This is a genomic window from Aminobacterium sp. MB27-C1, from assembly GCF_030908405.1.
Lineage (GTDB): Bacteria > Synergistota > Synergistia > Synergistales > Aminobacteriaceae > Aminobacterium.
The window spans coordinates 2,102,348-2,124,453 of sequence record NZ_CP133089.1; the positions used below are offsets into that span (position 1 = coordinate 2,102,348).

General features: G+C 43.7%; 13 protein-coding genes and 3 CRISPR repeat arrays. Of the genes, 12 read left to right on the forward strand and 1 reads right to left on the reverse strand.

Annotated elements, in window-relative coordinates; all coding sequences use genetic code 11:
- Positions 1-18: 18 nt before the first annotated feature.
- The 12 genes from RBH88_RS10165 to cas3 all read left to right on the forward strand — a co-directional run bounded on the left by RBH88_RS10165 (position 19) and on the right by cas3 (position 20,013).
- The gene (locus RBH88_RS10165) at positions 19-171 is read left to right on the forward strand and encodes a hypothetical protein (protein WP_213701875.1); all 153 of its coding nucleotides are present in this window, start codon (positions 19-21) and stop codon (positions 169-171) included.
- A 176-nt stretch (positions 172-347) separates the two neighbouring features.
- A CRISPR array of direct repeats spans positions 348-4,293; the repeat unit is 30 nt; unit sequence ATTTCGATACTTCCTATAAGGGATGGAAAC.
- A 137-nt stretch (positions 4,294-4,430) separates the two neighbouring features.
- The gene (cas6, locus tag RBH88_RS10170; RefSeq protein WP_213701876.1) at positions 4,431-5,204 is read left to right on the forward strand and encodes a CRISPR-associated endoribonuclease Cas6; all 774 of its coding nucleotides are present in this window, start codon (positions 4,431-4,433) and stop codon (positions 5,202-5,204) included.
- A complete protein-coding gene (locus RBH88_RS10175) occupies positions 5,205-5,447 on the forward strand; it encodes a hypothetical protein (protein ID WP_213701877.1) in 243 nt (80 codons plus the stop codon).
- Entirely contained in the window at positions 5,428-5,943 is a 516-nt protein-coding gene (gene cas4 / locus RBH88_RS10180) for a CRISPR-associated protein Cas4 (protein ID WP_307880085.1), read from the forward strand. The genes RBH88_RS10175 and cas4 overlap by 20 nt, the downstream gene beginning before the upstream one ends.
- 5 nt (positions 5,944-5,948) lie before the next feature.
- Complete coding sequence (cas1b, locus tag RBH88_RS10185) at positions 5,949-6,947, forward strand: type I-B CRISPR-associated endonuclease Cas1b (protein WP_213701879.1); 999 nt, start codon at positions 5,949-5,951, stop codon at positions 6,945-6,947.
- Between the two features lie 15 nt (positions 6,948-6,962).
- Positions 6,963-7,214 (forward strand): CRISPR-associated endonuclease Cas2, encoded by a 252-nt coding sequence (cas2, locus tag RBH88_RS10190; RefSeq protein ID WP_211235539.1) that lies wholly within the window; start codon positions 6,963-6,965, stop codon positions 7,212-7,214.
- 169 nt (positions 7,215-7,383) lie between these two features.
- Positions 7,384-13,164: direct repeats of the CRISPR family, unit length 30 nt; unit sequence ATTTCGATACTTCCTATAAGGGATGGAAAC.
- Positions 13,165-13,455: 291 nt separating this feature from the next.
- A complete protein-coding gene (gene cas6, locus RBH88_RS10195) occupies positions 13,456-14,232 on the forward strand; it encodes a CRISPR-associated endoribonuclease Cas6 (RefSeq protein ID WP_213701880.1) in 777 nt (258 codons plus the stop codon).
- A 3-nt stretch (positions 14,233-14,235) separates the two neighbouring features.
- Positions 14,236-15,699, forward strand: a complete 1,464-nt coding sequence (locus RBH88_RS10200) for a TM1802 family CRISPR-associated protein (protein ID WP_213701881.1) — start codon at positions 14,236-14,238, stop codon at positions 15,697-15,699.
- Between the two features lie 8 nt (positions 15,700-15,707).
- Complete coding sequence (locus RBH88_RS10205; protein ID WP_213701882.1) at positions 15,708-16,145, forward strand: TM1802 family CRISPR-associated protein; 438 nt, start codon at positions 15,708-15,710, stop codon at positions 16,143-16,145.
- A 1-nt stretch (position 16,146) separates the two neighbouring features.
- Positions 16,147-17,055 carry a type I-B CRISPR-associated protein Cas7/Csh2 gene (cas7b, locus tag RBH88_RS10210; protein ID WP_213701883.1) on the forward strand — a complete coding sequence of 303 codons (909 nt, stop codon included), beginning with the start codon at positions 16,147-16,149 and terminating at the stop codon, positions 17,053-17,055.
- A gap of 8 nt (positions 17,056-17,063) precedes the next feature.
- Positions 17,064-17,774, forward strand: coding sequence for a type I-B CRISPR-associated protein Cas5b (gene cas5b, locus RBH88_RS10215; protein ID WP_213701884.1), 711 nt, complete (start codon positions 17,064-17,066; stop codon positions 17,772-17,774).
- A complete protein-coding gene (gene cas3 / locus RBH88_RS10220; protein ID WP_213701885.1) occupies positions 17,725-20,013 on the forward strand; it encodes a CRISPR-associated helicase Cas3' in 2,289 nt (762 codons plus the stop codon). The genes cas5b and cas3 overlap by 50 nt, the downstream gene beginning before the upstream one ends.
- Positions 20,014-20,387: 374 nt before the next feature.
- A CRISPR array of direct repeats spans positions 20,388-21,276; the repeat unit is 30 nt; unit sequence CTTTTTACGCTTCCTATGAGGGATGGAAAC.
- A 131-nt stretch (positions 21,277-21,407) separates the two neighbouring features.
- Here cas3 and RBH88_RS10225 read toward each other — a convergent pair.
- Positions 21,408-22,082: an amino acid ABC transporter permease gene (locus RBH88_RS10225; RefSeq protein WP_213699781.1), complete on the reverse strand. Its 675-nt coding sequence runs from the start codon at positions 22,080-22,082 to the stop codon at positions 21,408-21,410.
- Positions 22,083-22,106: the final 24 nt, after the last annotated feature.

Below are 22,106 nucleotides of genomic sequence, written 5' to 3' on the forward strand. Positions count from 1 at the left end.
AACAAAAAGAAGAAGCGTATGGAATTTGAAGCAGATAACAAAACTTTATGCTTGTTTAAAAAAGGTACAGGACCAAAAGAATCAGCAGTTCCTATTAGAGGGAAAATTAAAGTAAAAATTGATAAGATAGAAACTTCTCCCGATATACGTTTTATAGTTACTCCGCTCTAAGAACAATGTTGTGTCGACCCCCAATAGCGTTAAAATCCCGGGGGATCGACACAACACTATAAAATGGCACAAAATAAGTATTCATCAGGAAAATGCAATTTTAATGTACCTTGAAAACATAATATTGGTTCCTTCGACAAAATACGCAAATATAGTAGAATGAAGAGACTGAACGGATTTCGATACTTCCTATAAGGGATGGAAACTCTTTTGTCTGCTCCGTATTCTGGAGGGTGGACTGAATTTCGATACTTCCTATAAGGGATGGAAACTCACTTTTGATCAACTTAATAACGATACTATCCGTTATTTCGATACTTCCTATAAGGGATGGAAACATGCTAGCGCACCTACACGAGGACCAAATTCCTCAAAATTTCGATACTTCCTATAAGGGATGGAAACCATCTATTTATGCTGGCGGTACACAACCGGATTTAAATTTCGATACTTCCTATAAGGGATGGAAACAATTCGAAGCCAATCGAAATTGTCGACGCGTATCCGATTTCGATACTTCCTATAAGGGATGGAAACGCACAGCGTGCCCAACGTGCAGCGAGTGCGACAGTCCATTTCGATACTTCCTATAAGGGATGGAAACTAAAAAGATAGAGGAGGAATAAAAAATGGAAGGATAATTTCGATACTTCCTATAAGGGATGGAAACAACCTATTTTAAATGAAGCAGGCGAACAGCTTTCAGATTTCGATACTTCCTATAAGGGATGGAAACACTGCATCGAACAAGCAGGGCTAACGCCAAACGATGCATTTCGATACTTCCTATAAGGGATGGAAACAAAGAATCATAGCCGCTGACACGATTTCTTCGTCTGATTTCGATACTTCCTATAAGGGATGGAAACATGTAGGCACTCAAACTATCATTGAGCATATTGCACATTTCGATACTTCCTATAAGGGATGGAAACTAGTTCAGGCTACAGAAGCCGTAACATCTTCTGGAGCCATTTCGATACTTCCTATAAGGGATGGAAACGAAGGTTCCGCGAATGCTTCAGAAAATATCGGCACCGATTTCGATACTTCCTATAAGGGATGGAAACTAAATTCGTGAACCCCCTCCCCCATAAGGGTGGCTGATTTCGATACTTCCTATAAGGGATGGAAACAAACGATAAGTTCTGTATCCACGCCTTACCAGAGCCCAGATTTCGATACTTCCTATAAGGGATGGAAACGCAAGACACGGAGGAGGAACGACAATGAATGAAGTGATTTCGATACTTCCTATAAGGGATGGAAACCCACCTTTACGCTACTCACGGATGGGGCGGCGGGCGATTTCGATACTTCCTATAAGGGATGGAAACTCGGCTTTAATAAGGTCGATTATGGCTACGAGATGGATTTCGATACTTCCTATAAGGGATGGAAACCCCACACCGTGCAACGCCATGTGGCAGGCGTGGCACAAATTTCGATACTTCCTATAAGGGATGGAAACTATACAAAATTGAAAGGGGGAGAAGGGCATAAGAGAATTTCGATACTTCCTATAAGGGATGGAAACCACCCACAGGCTGGGCAATCCCACCCGTTCCGATCTATTTCGATACTTCCTATAAGGGATGGAAACTTGAAAGTAGGAGGTAGGGCGGGAAATGACCAGAAAATTTCGATACTTCCTATAAGGGATGGAAACGGAAATCTAACAGAGCTTGAATGGCCATATCGCTTAATTTCGATACTTCCTATAAGGGATGGAAACATTACAAATGGGCGAGGGGCGAAGAAGACATAGAGAATTTCGATACTTCCTATAAGGGATGGAAACTGTTACTCATTTTTATTCCTCCTTAATTTGGTCTCATATTTCGATACTTCCTATAAGGGATGGAAACGGGGAATCCCGTTGATTTCCCCTACTTGCTGCTCCACATTTCGATACTTCCTATAAGGGATGGAAACCAGGATTCTAGGGGGTGCAAACATGAGACAAGATGAATTTCGATACTTCCTATAAGGGATGGAAACTAAAAAACACGGTAAGCGGAGATATCCCAAGGAGGGATTTCGATACTTCCTATAAGGGATGGAAACATACTTTTTCGCGGTCAATCTGGATGACAACGAATCATTTCGATACTTCCTATAAGGGATGGAAACGGGGGGTAATCGAATGGCACAGCCCTCTGAATCTGCCATTTCGATACTTCCTATAAGGGATGGAAACAACCAAATGGGAGGGATTCCTGGTAGCAAAGCTGAAATTTCGATACTTCCTATAAGGGATGGAAACTTATACATCACACGTGTAATAATGCAATGGGCATAAAATTTCGATACTTCCTATAAGGGATGGAAACTTCGCTCAAGGCGAAGATCTATACATAGAAATAACAGATTTCGATACTTCCTATAAGGGATGGAAACATAAAATAACGTTCCCGGAAGAGACGGTGTCTAGCCCATTTCGATACTTCCTATAAGGGATGGAAACTTCTCGAGGCGGGATGAATTGAGAGGAAGCGATGACATTTCGATACTTCCTATAAGGGATGGAAACGGGAGTTTATGCTCGTTTGTAACATTCAAAAAATCGATTTCGATACTTCCTATAAGGGATGGAAACTAGGAAATATAGGCTGATTATTTGGTGCTTTAGCTAATTTCGATACTTCCTATAAGGGATGGAAACTGTTTCTCCTTGTATAGACTTCATAAATGCTATCTTATTTCGATACTTCCTATAAGGGATGGAAACCACATGAAGATTCACCTGGTACTTGTTCAACATTGATTTCGATACTTCCTATAAGGGATGGAAACTTACATCAGCTATATCTTCTATCCATTGCATCAACTATTTCGATACTTCCTATAAGGGATGGAAACAATCTTAAAGCTGGTAATTCATATTTGCTAATAGCATTTCGATACTTCCTATAAGGGATGGAAACTCCCCAGACCAACATAATATCCTCGAAAAAAGTGTACATTTCGATACTTCCTATAAGGGATGGAAACTAAAAAAAGCAGCAGATGTAGGAGATGCTGTAGCTAATTTCGATACTTCCTATAAGGGATGGAAACAATCGTTAAGATCGCTTTCTACGTAGGGGGTATCTAATTTCGATACTTCCTATAAGGGATGGAAACAGTATCGCAAAATAGAGGTCAGTAGCACTCTTTGACATTTCGATACTTCCTATAAGGGATGGAAACAATCGTTAAGATCGCTTTCTACGTAGGGGGTATCTAATTTCGATACTTCCTATAAGGGATGGAAACAGTATCGCAAAATAGAGGTCAGTAGCACTCTTTGACATTTCGATACTTCCTATAAGGGATGGAAACACATAAATCCAGGGAAAAGTGCTTCTTTTGTAGCAAATTTCGATACTTCCTATAAGGGATGGAAACTCAATATCAAACTTGGGGATCTCCTTTTCTAGAGGTAATTTCGATACTTCCTATAAGGGATGGAAACCGAAGCTCATGATAGAAGCCTCTGAAATTATGGAAATTTCGATACTTCCTATAAGGGATGGAAACAGAAAAGGAGCGGATTACATCCGCTCCTCGTAAGTTATTTCGATACTTCCTATAAGGGATGGAAACTTCGTCTTGTCGCAGCGATAAGGCTAATTGAATCATCATTTCGATACTTCCTATAAGGGATGGAAACGGAAACTAACTGATATTACTCGTGTGACGCAGTGTCATTTCGATACTTCCTATAAGGGATGGAAACTATTGTCTCTCATCACTTTAGTAAGAGTCTCCAAAGCATTTCGATACTTCCTATAAGGGATGGAAACCAAGTGAGGATGAAACAGCGATTCAAAATATTACTTATTTCGATACTTCCTATAAGGGATGGAAACGCTACTATTGAAAGAGCACTTCAGACCTCTGTAGATGATTTCGATACTTCCTATAAGGGATGGAAACGAAGTGTCACTTTCCCGACGATATAAAAAAGTCCCATATTTCGATACTTCCTATAAGGGATGGAAACGAAAAGAGATGGGGCTTGAAACCATAAACGAACTTCATTTCGATACTTCCTATAAGGGATGGAAACTTCCGTGCCAGATCTCGCGAACGATTTCTGATAGTCTCATTTCGATACTTCCTATAAGGGATGTCTTTCTGTATAACGGAGATATTTTTGTAAAGCTGTTCTATGATTTATAGATTGGACTTTTTAGTCTATTCACGTTATAACAAACAGAGAATTCCGATATTAATTATTGAACTACAACAAAAAATCAGGAGTGAATGCTTTAATGAAAATTAATCTTATTTTTGGTGTTATTGGAGATAAAATTTTACAGCTTAAACGCAAACATCAGTATCAAATTCAAGCTATGGTATACAACCTTCTCGACAAAGAGTATGCTCGTTTTTTACACAATGAAGGGTTTATTTATGAAGGGAAACGTCATTTTAAATTATTTTGTTTCTCAAAACTTTTTGGGAACGGCCCTATAAAACGAGAAAAAGACTTTTTATATATTCCTTCCCCCGTGAAACTTTCAATAACCTCTCCTGTTAACGCCATTCTTGAACAACTTGCTAATAACGCTCTTTCCCTGGGAGAAATAAGACTAGGAAATAATTTCCTTCAATGTAGAGAAGTAACTGTTGAAAACCCCCAAGCAAAATCAGAAGAGATACTAGTACAAACCCTCTCTCCAATAGTCTGCTACTCTACCCTTAAAAAATATGACGGAAGCAATTTTACTCACTATCACTCTCCTTACGACCAGGAATTCGGAGAACAAATACATGCAAATCTCATAAAAAAATTCACTCTAATAACATCAGAAAAAAGTGAACTAAATCAAACAGTAAAAATAGAAAAATTGGGACGGATATGGGAATCGATAAGATTTTTTAGCCCTGAAGACAACAGACCAATCAAGGGGTGGAACGGCAACTTTCGACTTACAGGTTCTCAAGAACTCTTACAAACAGCTTTAGACGCTGGTCTCGGTGCAAAAAATAGCTCTGGATTCGGATGTGTTGAACTTGTAGAACGAGAAAGGAGGTATAAATAATTGGGATTTATTAACGCCACCTATGAATTAGGTAAATTAGTTTCAAATAAATTAAACGACCCTGAATTTATAGATATCGAAAGTTATTTACAACTCCCCATGCCCGTAATCGAAGACAAAGAAAGATCAGGTAGAGTAATTAGAATATGGCTTAATGTAACAGACAGCACCGCAGAATGTATCAGAGAACCAACAGGGGTAGCAACCCCAGTGGATTCCAATGATGACGGCTTCATTCTCTGAATCCCCTCGTTTAGGAGGAACCCTTGTCTGGTACTTTACTATATGCAAACGAGAGGTGTGGCTCATGGCTCGAGGAGTAGAACCAGACAGAGATGACGAATTTCTCGCTTTGGGGCGACTTATAGATAAGACAACTTATAATCGAGATCGACATTGCATTGACTTCGGAAATAGCAAATTCGACATCATGCGCGAAGAAAAAGGAACATTAGTAGTAGGAGAAATTAAAAAAAGTAGTCGTTCCATTGATGCCGCACGATTACAACTAGCACACTACCTTTATGAACTCCAAAAAAATGGAGTCGAAGCTAGAGGGGAATTATTATTCCCAAAAGAGAAAAAACGCGAAGAGGTGCTACTCTCTGAAGAACTAAAAACGCATCTTGACCAAGTTTATCAAGAGATTATTGCAATAACATCTCTTGAATCCCCTCCTTGTGCGAAAAAATGTAAGTACTGTAGAAACTGCGCTTACAATGAATTGTGTTGGAGCTGATAAAAATGGGAAAAACACTCTATGTACTTTCGTCAGGAGAACTTAAACGAAAAGAAAATACCATTATTATAGAAGGTTTAGAGGGTAGAAAATTTATTCCTGTAGAAACAACAGACGAAATGCTTATTTTCGGAGAAGTAGATTTAAACAAGCGTTTTTTAGAATTTTGTACTGCCAATAAAGTAATGCTGCACTTCTTTAATCACTATGGATATTATCAAGGAACATTTTACCCTCGTGAACACATGAATTCAGGAGCTGTAATTCTTGCACAAGCTAAACATTGTCTTGATGACTGTAGAAGGCTTCTTATAGCTAAAAAGTTTGTAACAGGTGCTATAGAAAACATGAAGAAAGCATTACAATATTATTCTCGACGTGGAAATATTGAGCTCGACTCCATAATTGAAAAACTTACTGTTTTTAGTAATTATGCAAAAGAACAAATTGGGATATCAGAACTTATGGGGATAGAAGGCAATGCACGAGATTGTTATTACACAGCGTTTGATCTAATAACGGGTGGAGGTTCCTTCTCTATGAAAAAAAGAAGTAGAAGACCCCCTCAAAATCGTATAAATGCTCTTATAAGTTTCTTAAATTCTATGTGCTATGTCACAACTTTAGCACAAATTTACAAAACACATATTGACCCCCGCATAGGTTTTCTTCACGAAACTAACTTCCGCCGTTTCAGCTTAAACTTAGATATAGCAGAAATATTTAAACCAATAATTGTAGACAGACTCATTTTTTCTCTTTTAAACAAGAAAGAAATTCAAGCGAAGCACTTCGGAGCTCAGTCTGGGGGAGGAATATTCCTCTCAGAAAAAGGGCGGCCTATAGTTTTAAAAGCATGGGAAGAACGTTTAAATTCTACTATTGAACATCCTCGTCTTAAAAGAAATGTAAGTTATCGAAGCCTTATTAGAATGGAAGCGTACAAAATTGAAAAGCATATACTCCACGATGAGGAGTATCAACCTTTTGCCATGAGGTGGTAAGCCATTTTTGTCTTAATGATTTATGATGTAGGTGTAAAACGAGTCAATAAAGTTTTAAAAATAGGTCGAAAATATTTAAGCTGGGTACAAAACTCTGTCTTAGAGGGAGAGCTTACTCCGGCAACTTTTACTGCTCTTAAAATTGAAGTAAACAAAATCATTAAAGACGATTACGATAGCGTAATCTTTTATGTATGGAGAACAGAACGATATACTTCAAGAGAAATTATGGGCAAAGAAAAAGGTGGCGCGAGTATCTTTGTATGATTGTGTCGACCCCCAATAGCGCTAAAATCACGGGAGATCGACACAATCTTTTTTCTAGCAGCAAATCCAGTACTCATCAATATAAAGACTATATACATGCACCTTGAAAACATAATATTGATTCCTTCGACAAAATACGCAAATATAGTAGAATGAAGGGGTTGAACGGATTTCGATACTTCCTATAAGGGATGGAAACGCGTATACTATTTAGAATTTTACCGAATATACCATAATTTCGATACTTCCTATAAGGGATGGAAACTCATGAGGTACATTGCCTCTTTGTCCACGTGTGGATCATTTCGATACTTCCTATAAGGGATGGAAACTTGTTGGTGCATACGATACCTCTTCAACAAAATAAGATTTCGATACTTCCTATAAGGGATGGAAACACTGTACAGCATCTGCGATAACGCCTGTATCATTTGATTTCGATACTTCCTATAAGGGATGGAAACCTGGTTTTTCTGGGACTGATTACACGTTCGGAGCTAATTTCGATACTTCCTATAAGGGATGGAAACCAAAATCTGTTATAGCTGCAAATTTCGCCCTTAAGCATTTCGATACTTCCTATAAGGGATGGAAACATGAAATCCGTTCGGGCTTTGAGGATGGAACAGCAATTTCGATACTTCCTATAAGGGATGGAAACGTGACATAGGCGGCGAGGTTGAATCTGTGACAAGCAATTTCGATACTTCCTATAAGGGATGGAAACCAATGGATTGAGAGGAAAATATCCGCTCCGAAGGCATTTCGATACTTCCTATAAGGGATGGAAACCCGTTATTGTGGGGCAAAATTCAACAAGGAAGAGAGATTTCGATACTTCCTATAAGGGATGGAAACGCTCACTAAGAGCTTCATTTCTACTCCCCCTTTCATATTTCGATACTTCCTATAAGGGATGGAAACCATCCACAGGCGGGGCAATCCCACCCGTTCCGATATCATTTCGATACTTCCTATAAGGGATGGAAACACCCTCTCGCTCGCATTCTTTTCTCAGGGCTATGGTATTTCGATACTTCCTATAAGGGATGGAAACTGCTTTTTTATAACATTCGCCCGTAAAGGTGGTGGTAATTTCGATACTTCCTATAAGGGATGGAAACGGGCGTATTACGCCTCTAGCTCTTACGAGGCGACGCATTTCGATACTTCCTATAAGGGATGGAAACATTTCCCCGTCTATTCGTTCCACATCACCACAGACAAATTTCGATACTTCCTATAAGGGATGGAAACTTCAACCGAGAACAAATCCCGGCACCGTAGAAACCAGATTTCGATACTTCCTATAAGGGATGGAAACTTGAAGGTGGTAGTGCTGATGCTGAATTCTTTGGTTATTTCGATACTTCCTATAAGGGATGGAAACGGGTGTTAGCTATTAGAGAGGCTGGAGCATTTTTTAATTTCGATACTTCCTATAAGGGATGGAAACCGCGAATATGTGGAGGAATAAACAATGGAATATGAGGTATTTCGATACTTCCTATAAGGGATGGAAACAGGAAAATGTCATCGCTTCCTCTCCATTCATCCCGCATTTCGATACTTCCTATAAGGGATGGAAACTGAAAAGCAAGGGATGGAACATGTGCAAACCTCCAGTATTTCGATACTTCCTATAAGGGATGGAAACTCCAGAAAGAGGACTTTTTGTTTTTGTACGTGTTCATATTTCGATACTTCCTATAAGGGATGGAAACATAAACAGAAAAAAACTGTAGACGACGAAGTCGTCAATTTCGATACTTCCTATAAGGGATGGAAACTAATATTAAAGCGCCAGCCCCTAATGCTGACCCAGCATTTCGATACTTCCTATAAGGGATGGAAACCATTTTGCCCTGCCTTGCCTACTGATCCAGAAATACATTTCGATACTTCCTATAAGGGATGGAAACTTCTAATCCGAACTCGGCCTTCAGGCCTTTTTCATGATTTCGATACTTCCTATAAGGGATGGAAACCCGCTACTGCGGCCTGCTGTGCCGCTGCCATCTGTATTTCGATACTTCCTATAAGGGATGGAAACTAGTGAGAACGCCGATCTCGTTCTCGTCGTCGAGCAATTTCGATACTTCCTATAAGGGATGGAAACTCATAATTTCAATCTTTTTCCACAACTTACTCATTTATTTCGATACTTCCTATAAGGGATGGAAACCGATAGAGAGATAGAGCTATTTGATAAGGAATTGGCAATTTCGATACTTCCTATAAGGGATGGAAACTACATCGCATATATAATAATGCAATGGGCACAAAGCATTTCGATACTTCCTATAAGGGATGGAAACAAAAAGTCAAGAGTTGTGAAAGCCTTGGTAAAATCAATTTCGATACTTCCTATAAGGGATGGAAACTTCCCATTCGTGCAATCTATGTGTCTGCCTTCGTCATTTCGATACTTCCTATAAGGGATGGAAACATAAAATAACGTTCCCGGAAGAGACGGTGTCTAGCCATTTCGATACTTCCTATAAGGGATGGAAACAAATGACAGAGATCAGGATAGTGGAATATTGCAGCGGATTTCGATACTTCCTATAAGGGATGGAAACCGATGATGTTGATACGAATAAAGACGTTGGCAAGGAATTTCGATACTTCCTATAAGGGATGGAAACTTGGTATTGTTAAGTCTACTGCCGATACTGCCGATAAATTTCGATACTTCCTATAAGGGATGGAAACACTCTTCTAGGTGGCAATGGTTTTGGTGATCCAGGATTTCGATACTTCCTATAAGGGATGGAAACTTGAAAATTTAGGATGGAAAAGGGAGGAAAATTAAAATTTCGATACTTCCTATAAGGGATGGAAACTACGCTTCCACGAAAGCCCGCTGTTTTACTGTCAGTATTTCGATACTTCCTATAAGGGATGGAAACAAGCCATTTTTTCATTTCCAACCAGATATACGCTCTATTTCGATACTTCCTATAAGGGATGGAAACCCCCTCTAGATACCCCTGATGATGTGAGTGGGCCTCATTTCGATACTTCCTATAAGGGATGGAAACAAGCCATTTTTTCATTTCCAACCAGATATACGCTCTATTTCGATACTTCCTATAAGGGATGGAAACTCGCCATCGTATTTTTTTAAAAGTCCTGCCAAATAATTTCGATACTTCCTATAAGGGATGGAAACATAGGGAGGCGGGGTTGATAGGGCAGATCAAAAACGATTTCGATACTTCCTATAAGGGATGGAAACCTGAGTTCTGCCCATGTTTTTGTTCGTAGCTGATTCATTTCGATACTTCCTATAAGGGATGGAAACGAGAAGCAACTTTCTCCGAATCGTAGGGAATATGGTCATTTCGATACTTCCTATAAGGGATGGAAACGGTGGGTCCACTTTAATTTTTTCCTGCATTGGTAAAATTTCGATACTTCCTATAAGGGATGGAAACGTCATGCTGGGCCAGAGTTAAGCCTATTGCTGCCAATTTCGATACTTCCTATAAGGGATGGAAACCTGCTTTATCTAGTTGCTTAGATATCTCTTGTTTCTATTTCGATACTTCCTATAAGGGATGGAAACCTCGTTGCGCTGTGAATACGCCATACCCGTACAGCAATTTCGATACTTCCTATAAGGGATGGAAACTCAACTACATTCATAGCTATGGGTACAAGTGCTGAAATTTCGATACTTCCTATAAGGGATGGAAACACTCTAACCACTGGCTGAGGCCCATAACAGAAAATCATTTCGATACTTCCTATAAGGGATGGAAACACAAGCTTTCTGGCGGTCTCTTGTGGAAGATGTTTTATTTCGATACTTCCTATAAGGGATGGAAACCAATTTTACCGCCCTTGCTTGGCGTTTCGACCTCTATTTCGATACTTCCTATAAGGGATGGAAACCCATGTATCATAGACAATGGTTCTGAAGGAAGGCATATTTCGATACTTCCTATAAGGGATGGAAACCACTTGTGAACGGCATAAGCGGCGTTGACAATACCTATTTCGATACTTCCTATAAGGGATGGAAACACAGAGCATTTTGCCGGACGTTTTGTCTGGCACGCCATTTCGATACTTCCTATAAGGGATGGAAACTTTTTAGAGGTGATTCTATGAAAAAGATAGGGCCTGATTTCGATACTTCCTATAAGGGATGGAAACTCAACCGGATAATAATAGCGGATACGAGGAAGCACCATTTCGATACTTCCTATAAGGGATGGAAACAATTTATATTCATCCACAATAGCGCTTAAATACTTTATTTCGATACTTCCTATAAGGGATGGAAACTTTTATCTTTTTCGTCTAGGGTCTCGTCGCTCTGTAATTTCGATACTTCCTATAAGGGATGGAAACATTATTCAAGAAAATATAAGGTCCCAGTGTATACAGATTTCGATACTTCCTATAAGGGATGGAAACTTACAAAAGAGAATGATAGCGGTATGACTTTTGTAGATTTCGATACTTCCTATAAGGGATGGAAACGAGAGGTATGCCATCGCGTTTGAGAAGATAGGGTCTATTTCGATACTTCCTATAAGGGATGGAAACCGTTTCGCTCTGCTCATACAGAGTCGAAGGCTCTTAAATTTCGATACTTCCTATAAGGGATGGAAACTTTCAGAGAAGCCTGTTTACGACATCAGGCCAGCAAAATTTCGATACTTCCTATAAGGGATGGAAACTACGACTGGGTAACTGTAATGGGACGAGTGCCATCAGATTTCGATACTTCCTATAAGGGATGGAAACAGTAGCAACGACCCCAACCTTGGTGCGGGCAATCTTATTTCGATACTTCCTATAAGGGATGGAAACAAGCTAGACTTCGTATCATCTGTACTCTGATACGCTGATTTCGATACTTCCTATAAGGGATGGAAACCCTTGTCACAAGATGCAACTTCTATTCCGTGCCGGGATTTCGATACTTCCTATAAGGGATGGAAACGCAGCGGCTCGATGACAGGGATAGGCAGATGGCCGATTTCGATACTTCCTATAAGGGATGGAAACTAGCTGATACGCTCGCTATCTTCTTTTTAACGATCCCATTTCGATACTTCCTATAAGGGATGGAAACCTGGAGATACGCAGCCTATCGTTATTCCCTCTGGGTATTTCGATACTTCCTATAAGGGATGGAAACCAGGAAAATGAATTCCTGAAGGTGTGTACTCCCCGTTATTTCGATACTTCCTATAAGGGATGGAAACTGAGAATGGCCATAGCAATAAGGATTACATTCAACATTTCGATACTTCCTATAAGGGATGGAAACATGTTCGCGATCGACCAGTTGTTATAGAGAGGGAGCGATTTCGATACTTCCTATAAGGGATGGAAACAGTTCAGCTGCACGATGGATGACGTGCTCCCGACTTTGATTTCGATACTTCCTATAAGGGATGGAAACAAAGCGTTCTCGGTAGCTACTTCGTCGTCTACCGCTATTTCGATACTTCCTATAAGGGATGGAAACAGGATAGGAGAGCAAAAACATGCCTTGCATGAGAATATTTCGATACTTCCTATAAGGGATGGAAACTGGGATGGTGTGCAAAAAAAAGAAATTCGTAGATCCTATTTCGATACTTCCTATAAGGGATGGAAACTGGGATGGTGTGCAAAAAAAAGAAATTCGTAGATCCTATTTCGATACTTCCTATAAGGGATGGAAACAGTTCAGCTGCACGATGGATGACGTGCTCCCGACTTTGATTTCGATACTTCCTATAAGGGATGGAAACAAAGCGTTCTCGGTAGCTACTTCGTCGTCTACCGCTATTTCGATACTTCCTATAAGGGATGAAACCACGATCTCTCTTTATCTCCTCATTTATGCTACAATATTTTTCTAACTTCCTATAAGGGATGGAAATATAGTTCATGGAGTTCTATTATTTTTTAACTTATTAAAATTCCTATAAGGGATGGAAGTATATTTATTAAAGGCTGATAAGGAATATTTATACAGTGGTTTTAAATTCATAAGCGTCAGCCTTTAATAAATTGTAATTTTGTTTGTATGCTTTTATAATTAAAGACTGTTTAGTTACGCCCTATCAACTAAATAAAAATTCCCCTCTAAAAAACAACTGTTTATTTAAAAGATCGTTTCAAATTTGAGTTTTGTTAAGTTTATGATATACTTAATAGTACATGGAGTTAAATAGACATCACACGCGTAATTACAATACAATTTTATCTAATTGCAAGAGGAGTGAAAATATTGCATATTTCATTAGTTTTTTCAGCAAAGAGCAATTTACACATTCGCCTTCCGTGCAACAACCACAATCTCCTTCAGGCAATGGTTTACGGCCTGCTGGAGGCCCCAGCGCTGGCGGCGTTTCTACATGACAGGGGCTACGTTCAGGGCAAGCGCCACTTTAAGCTCTTCTGCTTTTCCCGGATCTTCGGCGGAGGGGCAATCCGGCGCGAGCGGAACCACATACTGATTCCGCTTCCTCTCAGGCTAATGATCGCCTCGCCGGTGAGGGAGATTCTGGAGAATCTTGCCAACGGATCGCTCACGAAGAGATGTATAAGGCTGGGTAATAATCTGCTGGAATGCACTGGAGTGACGATGCAGAATCCTGTGGTGGAAGGGAATGAGGTTCTCGTCCGTACGCTTTCGCCCATCCTCTGCTATTCGACGATGAGTAAGGCCGACGGAAGCCCTTTCACCGTTTACCACTCTCCCTGGGGCAGCGATTTCACCGAGCAGATAGAGGGCAACCTGCGAAAGAAGTTTGCCCTCTCCCATCCCGGCGAGGTTGTGCCAGAGGGGGTCGTGACGCTGGAGCGTGTCTCAAAAGTGCGTCAGCGCATCGATTTTTTCCGCATGGACGACCGCTATCCCCTGAAGGGCTGGGATGGCGTTTTCCGCCTGAGGGGGCCAAAGGCTCTGCTTCAAACGGCCGTCGATTGTGGCCTGGGAAGCAAGAACTCCGCAGGCTTCGGCTGTGTGGAGATAGCTGAGAAGAGGAAAAGAAAGGAGGAATAGATCTTGGGTTTTATCAGTGCGGTCAAGGATCTGGGGGAGCTTAAAGCGCGAAAGTCCGATGGCTCTGGTTGTAACGATTTGGATAGTTTTCTGCAGCTGCCCATGCCTCTAATGGAGGACGAGGAACGGCGCGGAAAGGTTATTCGTGTCTGGCTGAACGTGGATGATCCGGGGCTCAATCCGCTGAATGTCAGTGGAATTGGCAAAATAGATCTTGTCGATTACATGGCGGGAGAGGGGGACGCCGAGGAGAACAAGCGACGCTATCTCTATCGCAAGCCCGTAAGTCCAGCTGCATCATGGCAATTTTCCCCAATTTGTAAACTTGGGAAGGGACAAAGCGATCCTCTGAAGCAGTTGATAGGAGAGGACAACTGGCGTTCCGACAATAAGAGCCGATTCTACAAGATCGAAAAGGTGATTCTCTCCGATTACGAGAAATCGGGCATTCTGGAGGATGGCGCCACGGAGCGGATAATGGAGGAACTCGAAGGTAGGGCCGACAGAATAGCGGAACTATGGAGCGATAAAAAACGTTCCTACTTGCTGCTCTTCGGCATCGACAGCGATGGAACCTTCCTCTATCCGGGAGATGTCGAGGCATTCAGAAACTACTTCAGCGCAAAGCTGGAGAAGAATCTGGGCGGAGGTATTTCGGGAACCTGCGGTCTTTGCGGTTGCACCGCGGATTTGATGGTCAATATGGACAAGGTATTCAAGTTCGCCACCTTCGACAAGGTCAGTTTTCTGCCTGGCGCATCCGACGGCAAGGGTGTTAAGGAGAAGGTCTTCCCCATCTGTGATAATTGTTTCTCGGCCCTGTCCAGGGGGCGGGAGGTACTTGACGGGGCATTCCTCGACGGCCGTACCATACCCGGCGTGAAGATCTACATAGTACCCGAGCTTCTCCTGGGTCCCAGGGGATTACAGATAGCTTCCCGTCAAACTCAGGATTTCATCCATAGCGGTATAGGATTGGAGGGCAAGGTCTTTCGTAAGCTCGCCCGTCAGAACAACTCCCTGGTATTTCACTTTCTGTTCTGGGAGAAGAATCAGGCACAGGAGAGGCTTCATCTGATGATTGAGGATGTTCCCCCATCGCAGCTCAAGAGGCTTGAGGATTTGTGGGTGGAATGTCACAGAGCCTTCCTCTGGAACAGCTACGAGGACCCTGTCTTTGATCCAAAAAACGTGACACTGGATCAGGGGATCAGGATGACATTCCACGTTCTGGCCTCACTGGCCGGAAAAAGCGATCAGGATAAGGCAGTAATGAAGGAGCGGACGCTGGGAGTGCTGGGTAGGCTTCTGGGTGGCGAACGTGTGGACATTCGGGGTGTGAAAGAGCTCATGATATCGCGTTTTACGGGGCTTTTCGCCAATTCCGAGTGGCTTCGTTTCGGCGGAGTCGAGCTTAGAAGAATGGCGGCTGTTATCGATTTTTTAACGAGATCTAACGGGAGGTGAAGTGTTACATGCATTTTGAGTTTTTTGAGGAATTTGCGGATCCCTACATGAAGACGGAAAGCGGCAGAGGAATCTTTGAGGCCGGTATAGTTCTGGGTATGGTGGCACTTGGAGAGGCAGGCAGTAGTGCCCAAATTGACAGCGCTCCCATATTCAAACAGATGAACTTTGGCAGGATGAAGAAGAGGGATATCTCGCGCCATCTGGCACGGATTCCCGAGCTTACGCGGGCCTATCATCTGGATTACGCCGGAATGATAGAGTCTCTCGCCGCACATGCCGGGGAGTTGCTTTTGATGGGCAGTGAGCGCGAGTTGGGCGTAGACGGCAACTTTGCCTTTTCCGTGGCCTTTCTGAATGCGAAAAAGTATTTCTGGACCATCTTTAAAAGCGATAAGAAGGTCGAGGATAAAACGGAATCCGAGAATGCAAAGGAGGAATTGTGATATGGCGTTCAATAATCGAAGGGAATATCTTTTTGTCTACAGCGTGAAGGATGCGAACCCCAATGGCGATCCGCTTGACGCAAACCATCCGAGGCACGATGAGGAGACCGGACAGATGCTCGTCTCCGACGTACGGATCAAGCGTACGGTGCGCGATCAGTGGCTGATGGAGAAGAAGGACGTCTTCGTCGATAGCGAGCCCAAGACGCTGAAAGAGCGGGTTGAAGAGCTGAAGGCGAAGCTGAGCGTGGATAAGGGGTGTGATGCTCTCTCCAGATGTATCGACACGCGTCTCTTCGGCGCGACCTTTGCTCTGGGCAAGGAGTCTTTTTCTTGGGCCGGCCCCGTCCAGTTCAAGTGGGGACGTTCCCTTCACCGTGCGGAGGCGAAGCTGATCCAGGGGACTGCCGCCTTCGCCACCAAGGCTGGCAGTGAACAGCGTTCCTTCAGAAATGAATATATCGTTCCATTTTCGCTGATAGCCGCATACGGCATCGCCAACCAGTACGCATCGAAGGAAACTGGCGCCACCGATGAAGATCTGGACGACCTGACGTCGGCGCTCTGGAAGGGCACAACCAACCTGATCACCCGCAGCAAGGTGGGGCATGCTCCCCGTATGCTCATGGAGGTGACCTATATCGATGGCTACGACGGTGCCGTAGGCTCTCTGGATGAGAAGGTCGCACTCAGATCACCAGATGGAGGGGAACTCTCCGACGACGAGCAGCTTGCCCTGCGCTCCGTTAACGATTTCAGGCTAGACATGAGTCATCTCGTCGATAAACTTGCTGCCCGTGAGGGTAAAATCGAGAAAATTCGACTCTTTATCGACGGAGATCTGGAGACAGACGGCATGGACGAACTTGAAGAGGAGTTCAGAGGGAAGCTCGAAGTCGAAACGAGGTGAGGCACAATATGGCCGTAGTATTTGAGATATCCGGTCGTATGGCCATGTTCCGAAAACCCTATACGACCACTTCGTCCATATCCTACGCCTTTCCGACTCCCACGGCGCTGGCCGGACTGATCGCTGGTATTGCAGGCATCTCCCATGAGAGCGATCGTGACGCCTGTCTTGCCGCCTACTGGAGGAAGATGGAGGGCACCAGAGTTTCCGTATCCATACGCAATCCAATATCCTGGTTACGTCAGACCGTAAACTACTGGAACTCGAAGAACCCCAAGAAGAGCCGGCATATTCAGGTCAAACATCAGTTCGTGGCCAATCCCCGCTATCGTATCTACGTCTCCGGAGGACTGGAGGAAAGGCTGAGGACATATCTGGAACGGAATGCCTTTATCTACACTCCCTGTCTCGGAGTTGCCTACGCCCTAGCTGATATCGACTATATCGGCAACTTCGATCTTTTTCCTGTGGAAGCGGGGCCTGTCGTTGTCGATAGTGTGGTTCCGTGGAGTGACGACATTTCGATGGATGTGCTGAAATCGGGGGGAGCCTTCAAGGAACTGATGCCCTACAGGATGGACGATACGCGCAGATTGATTGAGAGTGTCTCGGTGATATATGCAACGTCGCCGGAAAAGAAGATTGCATTAAGAGAAAGGGGGAATGTGGATGTCTCGCAATGCGGAGATGATGTGGTCGCCTGGTTTCCTACCTGGTGATATCCACAGCCATCCCGATAGACTGCTTAGGGATCACCTGGAGGGAACTGCCCGGCTCGCGTTGGACCTGGCGCGGCAGCATGGCCTGCCCATTGACACACGGCTGCTTCGTAAGATCGCCGTCACTCATGATCTTGAGAAGGCCCATCCCCTCTTTCAGGATTATCTCCTTAAGAAAAGGGGGAAAGGCGTCAAGCACGCCTTTCCCTCATCCTGCTTCACTCTGGATGCTACTAAAAATCTCTGGGCCGCCGAGGCCGTGAGGCATCACCATACCCATCTAGACGATGCCGATACGTCATGCAAATTCTGGATCAATAGGGAGCTGGCGGAGTTGCAGTCTCACATGAGAGAGATAGTTCCGTCGTGGAAGTGCCTGGCAACGGAAGAGGAATGGGAGGATTTTATCGACGATCTCTGGGAAGTTAAGATAGGTAAAGAAGACTGGCTTGCGCTTCGAAGTCTCTACTCGCTTCTTGTGACCGCCGACCGGATGGACGCCATCGGAGTATTTTCGCTCAACTTCAATCCCCTTCCTAAATTCAGTCCCATGGATTTTGGAAGAAAGGAAACCACCCCCCTCGATGGATGGAGGCAAAGCGTACACGACGATTGCATGAAAAACGCAGGCAAGATTGACAGTCCGGGCCTGTACACGCTAACACTTCCCACCGGTGCCGGAAAGACGACGATTGGGCTGGAAATAGCTCATCGTCTGGCGACGAAATGGGGATACGGCACTATCGTCTACGCACTGCCCTTTATAAGCATCATTGAGCAGAACGCCTCTGTGGCAAAAGTTCTTTTCGGTAAGGACAGTGTGCAGGAGGATCACAGCCGAGCCTACGGCAAGCTCACCGATGAGAATAGGTCAAAGGGAAATTCATGGGCTCGCATGTCAGCCCTCTTCCGCTATTGGAGAACTCCCGTTGTGCTGACGACAATGGTCCAGCTCTGGGATGCCATATTCGATCCGAAAGCCAATGCCTCCATGGACTTTCACCGTATCAGTCGGGCTGTAGTGGTGCTGGATGAGCCTCAGGGCATCGATCCCAGGCTGTGGAACGGCTTTGGCAAGATGCTCTCCTTCCTCAGCGAAAAGTGGGGTACAACCTTCATTCTCATGACAGCCACCCAACCGCACATAGGGAAGGGGCGTGAGATAGCGCCTCCCGATCTAAACTTTCCCTACAATAGGCATATATACAGCGTACTTCCCGGCAAACATGATCTAAAGGAATTGCCCGAGCTGCTTTGCAATAATCTTCCCGTCGACGACGGCTCCGGCCTGATCGTGCTGAATACCAAAAAGTCAGCACTCAAAATATATCAATTGATGAAGGAACGACTCGATGGCCCGGTGCTCTTTCTCTCCGCCTGGATGGCTCCGCAACATCGCCAGCGCATAATGCGCTATCTCCGATATCTAGAAAAGAAAAGCATTCGGCACTATCTCGGATGTCTGGGAAAGAAAGGCATTCCGCGAAGCAAGTGCGTACGACATTACCTCATATCCACTCAAGTTGTAGAGGCGGGGGTTGACCTAGATTTCGACTGGGTCTTTCGTGACATGGGGCCGCTGGACAGCGTTATCCAAGTTGCCGGGCGCTGCAACCGCCATCTGAATCGAGATGATCCGGGCAATGTACTCGTCGCCGAGCTGATGAGTGCTAACGGCAGATCCTTCTGCGGCATGGTATATGACGATATCCTGCTCGCCAATTCGAGGGATATTCTCACAGAGGAAAAGAATTTTGGCGAAAAAGAGGTGCCTTCGCTGGTGAAGCGGTACTACGATCGGATATTGGAAGGCCTTTCTTACAAGCCAGTCTGGCGCAACATAGAGGAAGGCAAGTGGGGACAGAAAGAAGAATTGATTAAGAAGGAGGACGAGCGTAGGAATGAGATGGTATTCGTGGAACTGGACCGTCACATTCGCCCCATCCTGGAATGTCTGCGAAACACCAGATGGACTTTGGAAGAACTTGATGAAAAGAAGCGGCTCGTGCGTCAGGCACAACAGTATGCCATTGAGGTGCCACTTAAGGAACTGATGCGATGGCAAGAGAAAGTGGCGACCGTCTCCACCAATGACAACATCCCCCTGATCAGCAGGTGCGGGGAGGAAGAATACTGGTTTATCGCCAGAGCCGCAATGGGCATTATCTATGACAGAGTCACCGGCTTCGTCCCAGCGAACATGTATAACGGGAGTGATCTGAATAATCCGTTTGTCTAAATCGTCCTGCATCGGCGACACGCCCCCAGCTCAAGATGGATGTGAGCAAAAAATAGACCCGAATTACGATAGCGTGATATTCTATACGTAGCGTGGCACATCGAGCGCTACACCAGACGCGAGATCATGGGGGTAGAGCGTGGCAACTCCAATTTTCTGATCCGAATTCGCATGTGTCCAGGAGAAGTAGACTTGAGAAGTGAGATTCTGTGTCAACCTCCAATAGCGTAAAAAACCAGGGGGATTGACACAAGCGTCAAAATCCTGAAAAGTCATTGTTTGCAGCTGTTTAGATAATTTTGCCGAACCTTGACAGCAAAATATGTCGAATAGGGCAAAATGGAGAAATGTAGTAAAATACAGGGGTGCAGCGCCTTTTTACGCTTCCTATGAGGGATGGAAACGATAAAACACTTTTTTGGCAAGTAGCAGACGCTCCTTCTTTTTACGCTTCCTATGAGGGATGGAAACAACAAAAAGGGCAACCAAATGGTAGCCATAGTTCCTCTTTTTACGCTTCCTATGAGGGATGGAAACTTTACATTCGCCTCAAGAACGTTAAGCAAGAAGAACTTTTTACGCTTCCTATGAGGGATGGAAACCCATCCGGATGAAAAGGAAAAAGCAGAAACACAACACTTTTTACGCTTCCTATGAGGGATGGAAACGAAAGCACAACCAATGTACCATCACCGGCTAGGGCCCTTTTTACGCTTCCTATGAGGGATGGAAACGTAGCTTGTGATGTGGAGGGTAACTATTTATATGGCCTTTTTACGCTTCCTATGAGGGATGGAAACTGGAAATAAACATTGAATCTCTTCCATTAATGCAGACTTTTTACGCTTCCTATGAGGGATGGAAACTCGTAGAGTGCGATGGATGTTGGAGCGAATGGTTAACTTTTTACGCTTCCTATGAGGGATGGAAACGGACAAAAGTCGCAGACATAATTGATGTCATCAGTGCTTTTTACGCTTCCTATGAGGGATGGAAACAAAACACTGACGCTGTATACACGCCGGTGACGTGGACTTTTTACGCTTCCTATGAGGGATGGAAACTTCCTGTATCAGAACTATACGCCGCCGTTTGCCCAAACTTTTTACGCTTCCTATGAGGGATGGAAACGAGGTTCAGCTTTTGACGCAGCTAGAGAAGGCATAGCTTTTTACGCTTCCTATGAGGGATGGAAACCCGTGATAAGACTCTACACCGTATGCAAGACCCATCCTTTTTACGCTTTGTATCTCTTCCAAAAGAAAATCGCATTTCTTTCCCCGAACAAAAAGCCGGCCTCAAATTCAAGGCCGGCTTAACTATTTTTCTACTTACGCAACAACGTGTTAGGCAGCAAAATCGCTGTAGCCCGTTACAGAGTTCAAACCATTTTCCTAATTCTGATAGGCCCGGTTAAGATGCTTTTCCCACTTGCCCTGAAACAAGGTAATGACCACTACTACAAGCCAATAAACAAGCATGGCTGCCGCATAACATTCAAAGTATCTATACGAGTTAGATGCTTCTATTTTTGCTTTTCCCATCACTTCGGTAACTCCAATGGTAAAGGCCACCGCCGTCCCCTTAAGGGTCATTATCAGATTATTGCTCAATGATGGCAGAGCAATTCGTCCTGCTTGAGGCAATATGATTCTCCGCGCTACCTGGAAATTAGTCATGCCTACCGATAATCCCGCCTCGAATTGGCCCTTCTCCACAGCGGAAATAGACGACCTTATAGTTTCAGACATGTAAGAAGAAATATTCAAGGCTATCGTCATAGAGGCTGCGGCAAAAGCGCCCATTCCTCTAAGTGGAGTAATGAAATGAGGCAATCCGAAATAAATAAAAAACATTTGAGCTATTACGGGGGTGCCTCTAAAAATAGAAACATAGAGTTGAGCAAGAGGGTAAAGAACCTTGATCTTAGAATTGTAGATCAAAGCAATTAATACTCCCAAAATCAGGCCGCCTAAAAAGCTTAGTGCTGTCATTTTCATGGCAGCACTAAGTCCTTTTAATACGAGAGGTAAAATATCAATAAAATAATTTAGATCAAAAACCTTCATCGCATGTCATTTCTATTCTATGTT

What these genes read in the sequence shown, in the direction of transcription:
- RBH88_RS10205 (WP_213701882.1), top strand. Translation starts at nt 15,708, where the DNA reads ATGCATTTTGAGTTTTTTGAGGAATTTGCGGATCCCTACATGAAGACG.
- cas2 (WP_211235539.1), top strand. Translation starts at nt 6,963, where the DNA reads ATGATTTATGATGTAGGTGTAAAACGAGTCAATAAAGTTTTAAAAATA.
- cas4 (WP_307880085.1), top strand. Translation starts at nt 5,428, where the DNA reads ATGACGGCTTCATTCTCTGAATCCCCTCGTTTAGGAGGAACCCTTGTC.
- cas3 (WP_213701885.1), top strand. Translation starts at nt 17,725, where the DNA reads ATGTCTCGCAATGCGGAGATGATGTGGTCGCCTGGTTTCCTACCTGGT.
- cas1b (WP_213701879.1), top strand. Translation starts at nt 5,949, where the DNA reads ATGGGAAAAACACTCTATGTACTTTCGTCAGGAGAACTTAAACGAAAA.
- RBH88_RS10225 (WP_213699781.1), bottom strand. Translation starts at nt 22,082, where the DNA reads ATGAAGGTTTTTGATCTAAATTATTTTATTGATATTTTACCTCTCGTA.
- cas7b (WP_213701883.1), top strand. Translation starts at nt 16,147, where the DNA reads ATGGCGTTCAATAATCGAAGGGAATATCTTTTTGTCTACAGCGTGAAG.
- cas5b (WP_213701884.1), top strand. Translation starts at nt 17,064, where the DNA reads ATGGCCGTAGTATTTGAGATATCCGGTCGTATGGCCATGTTCCGAAAA.
- cas6 (WP_213701876.1), top strand. Translation starts at nt 4,431, where the DNA reads ATGAAAATTAATCTTATTTTTGGTGTTATTGGAGATAAAATTTTACAG.
- RBH88_RS10165 (WP_213701875.1), top strand. Translation starts at nt 19, where the DNA reads ATGGAATTTGAAGCAGATAACAAAACTTTATGCTTGTTTAAAAAAGGT.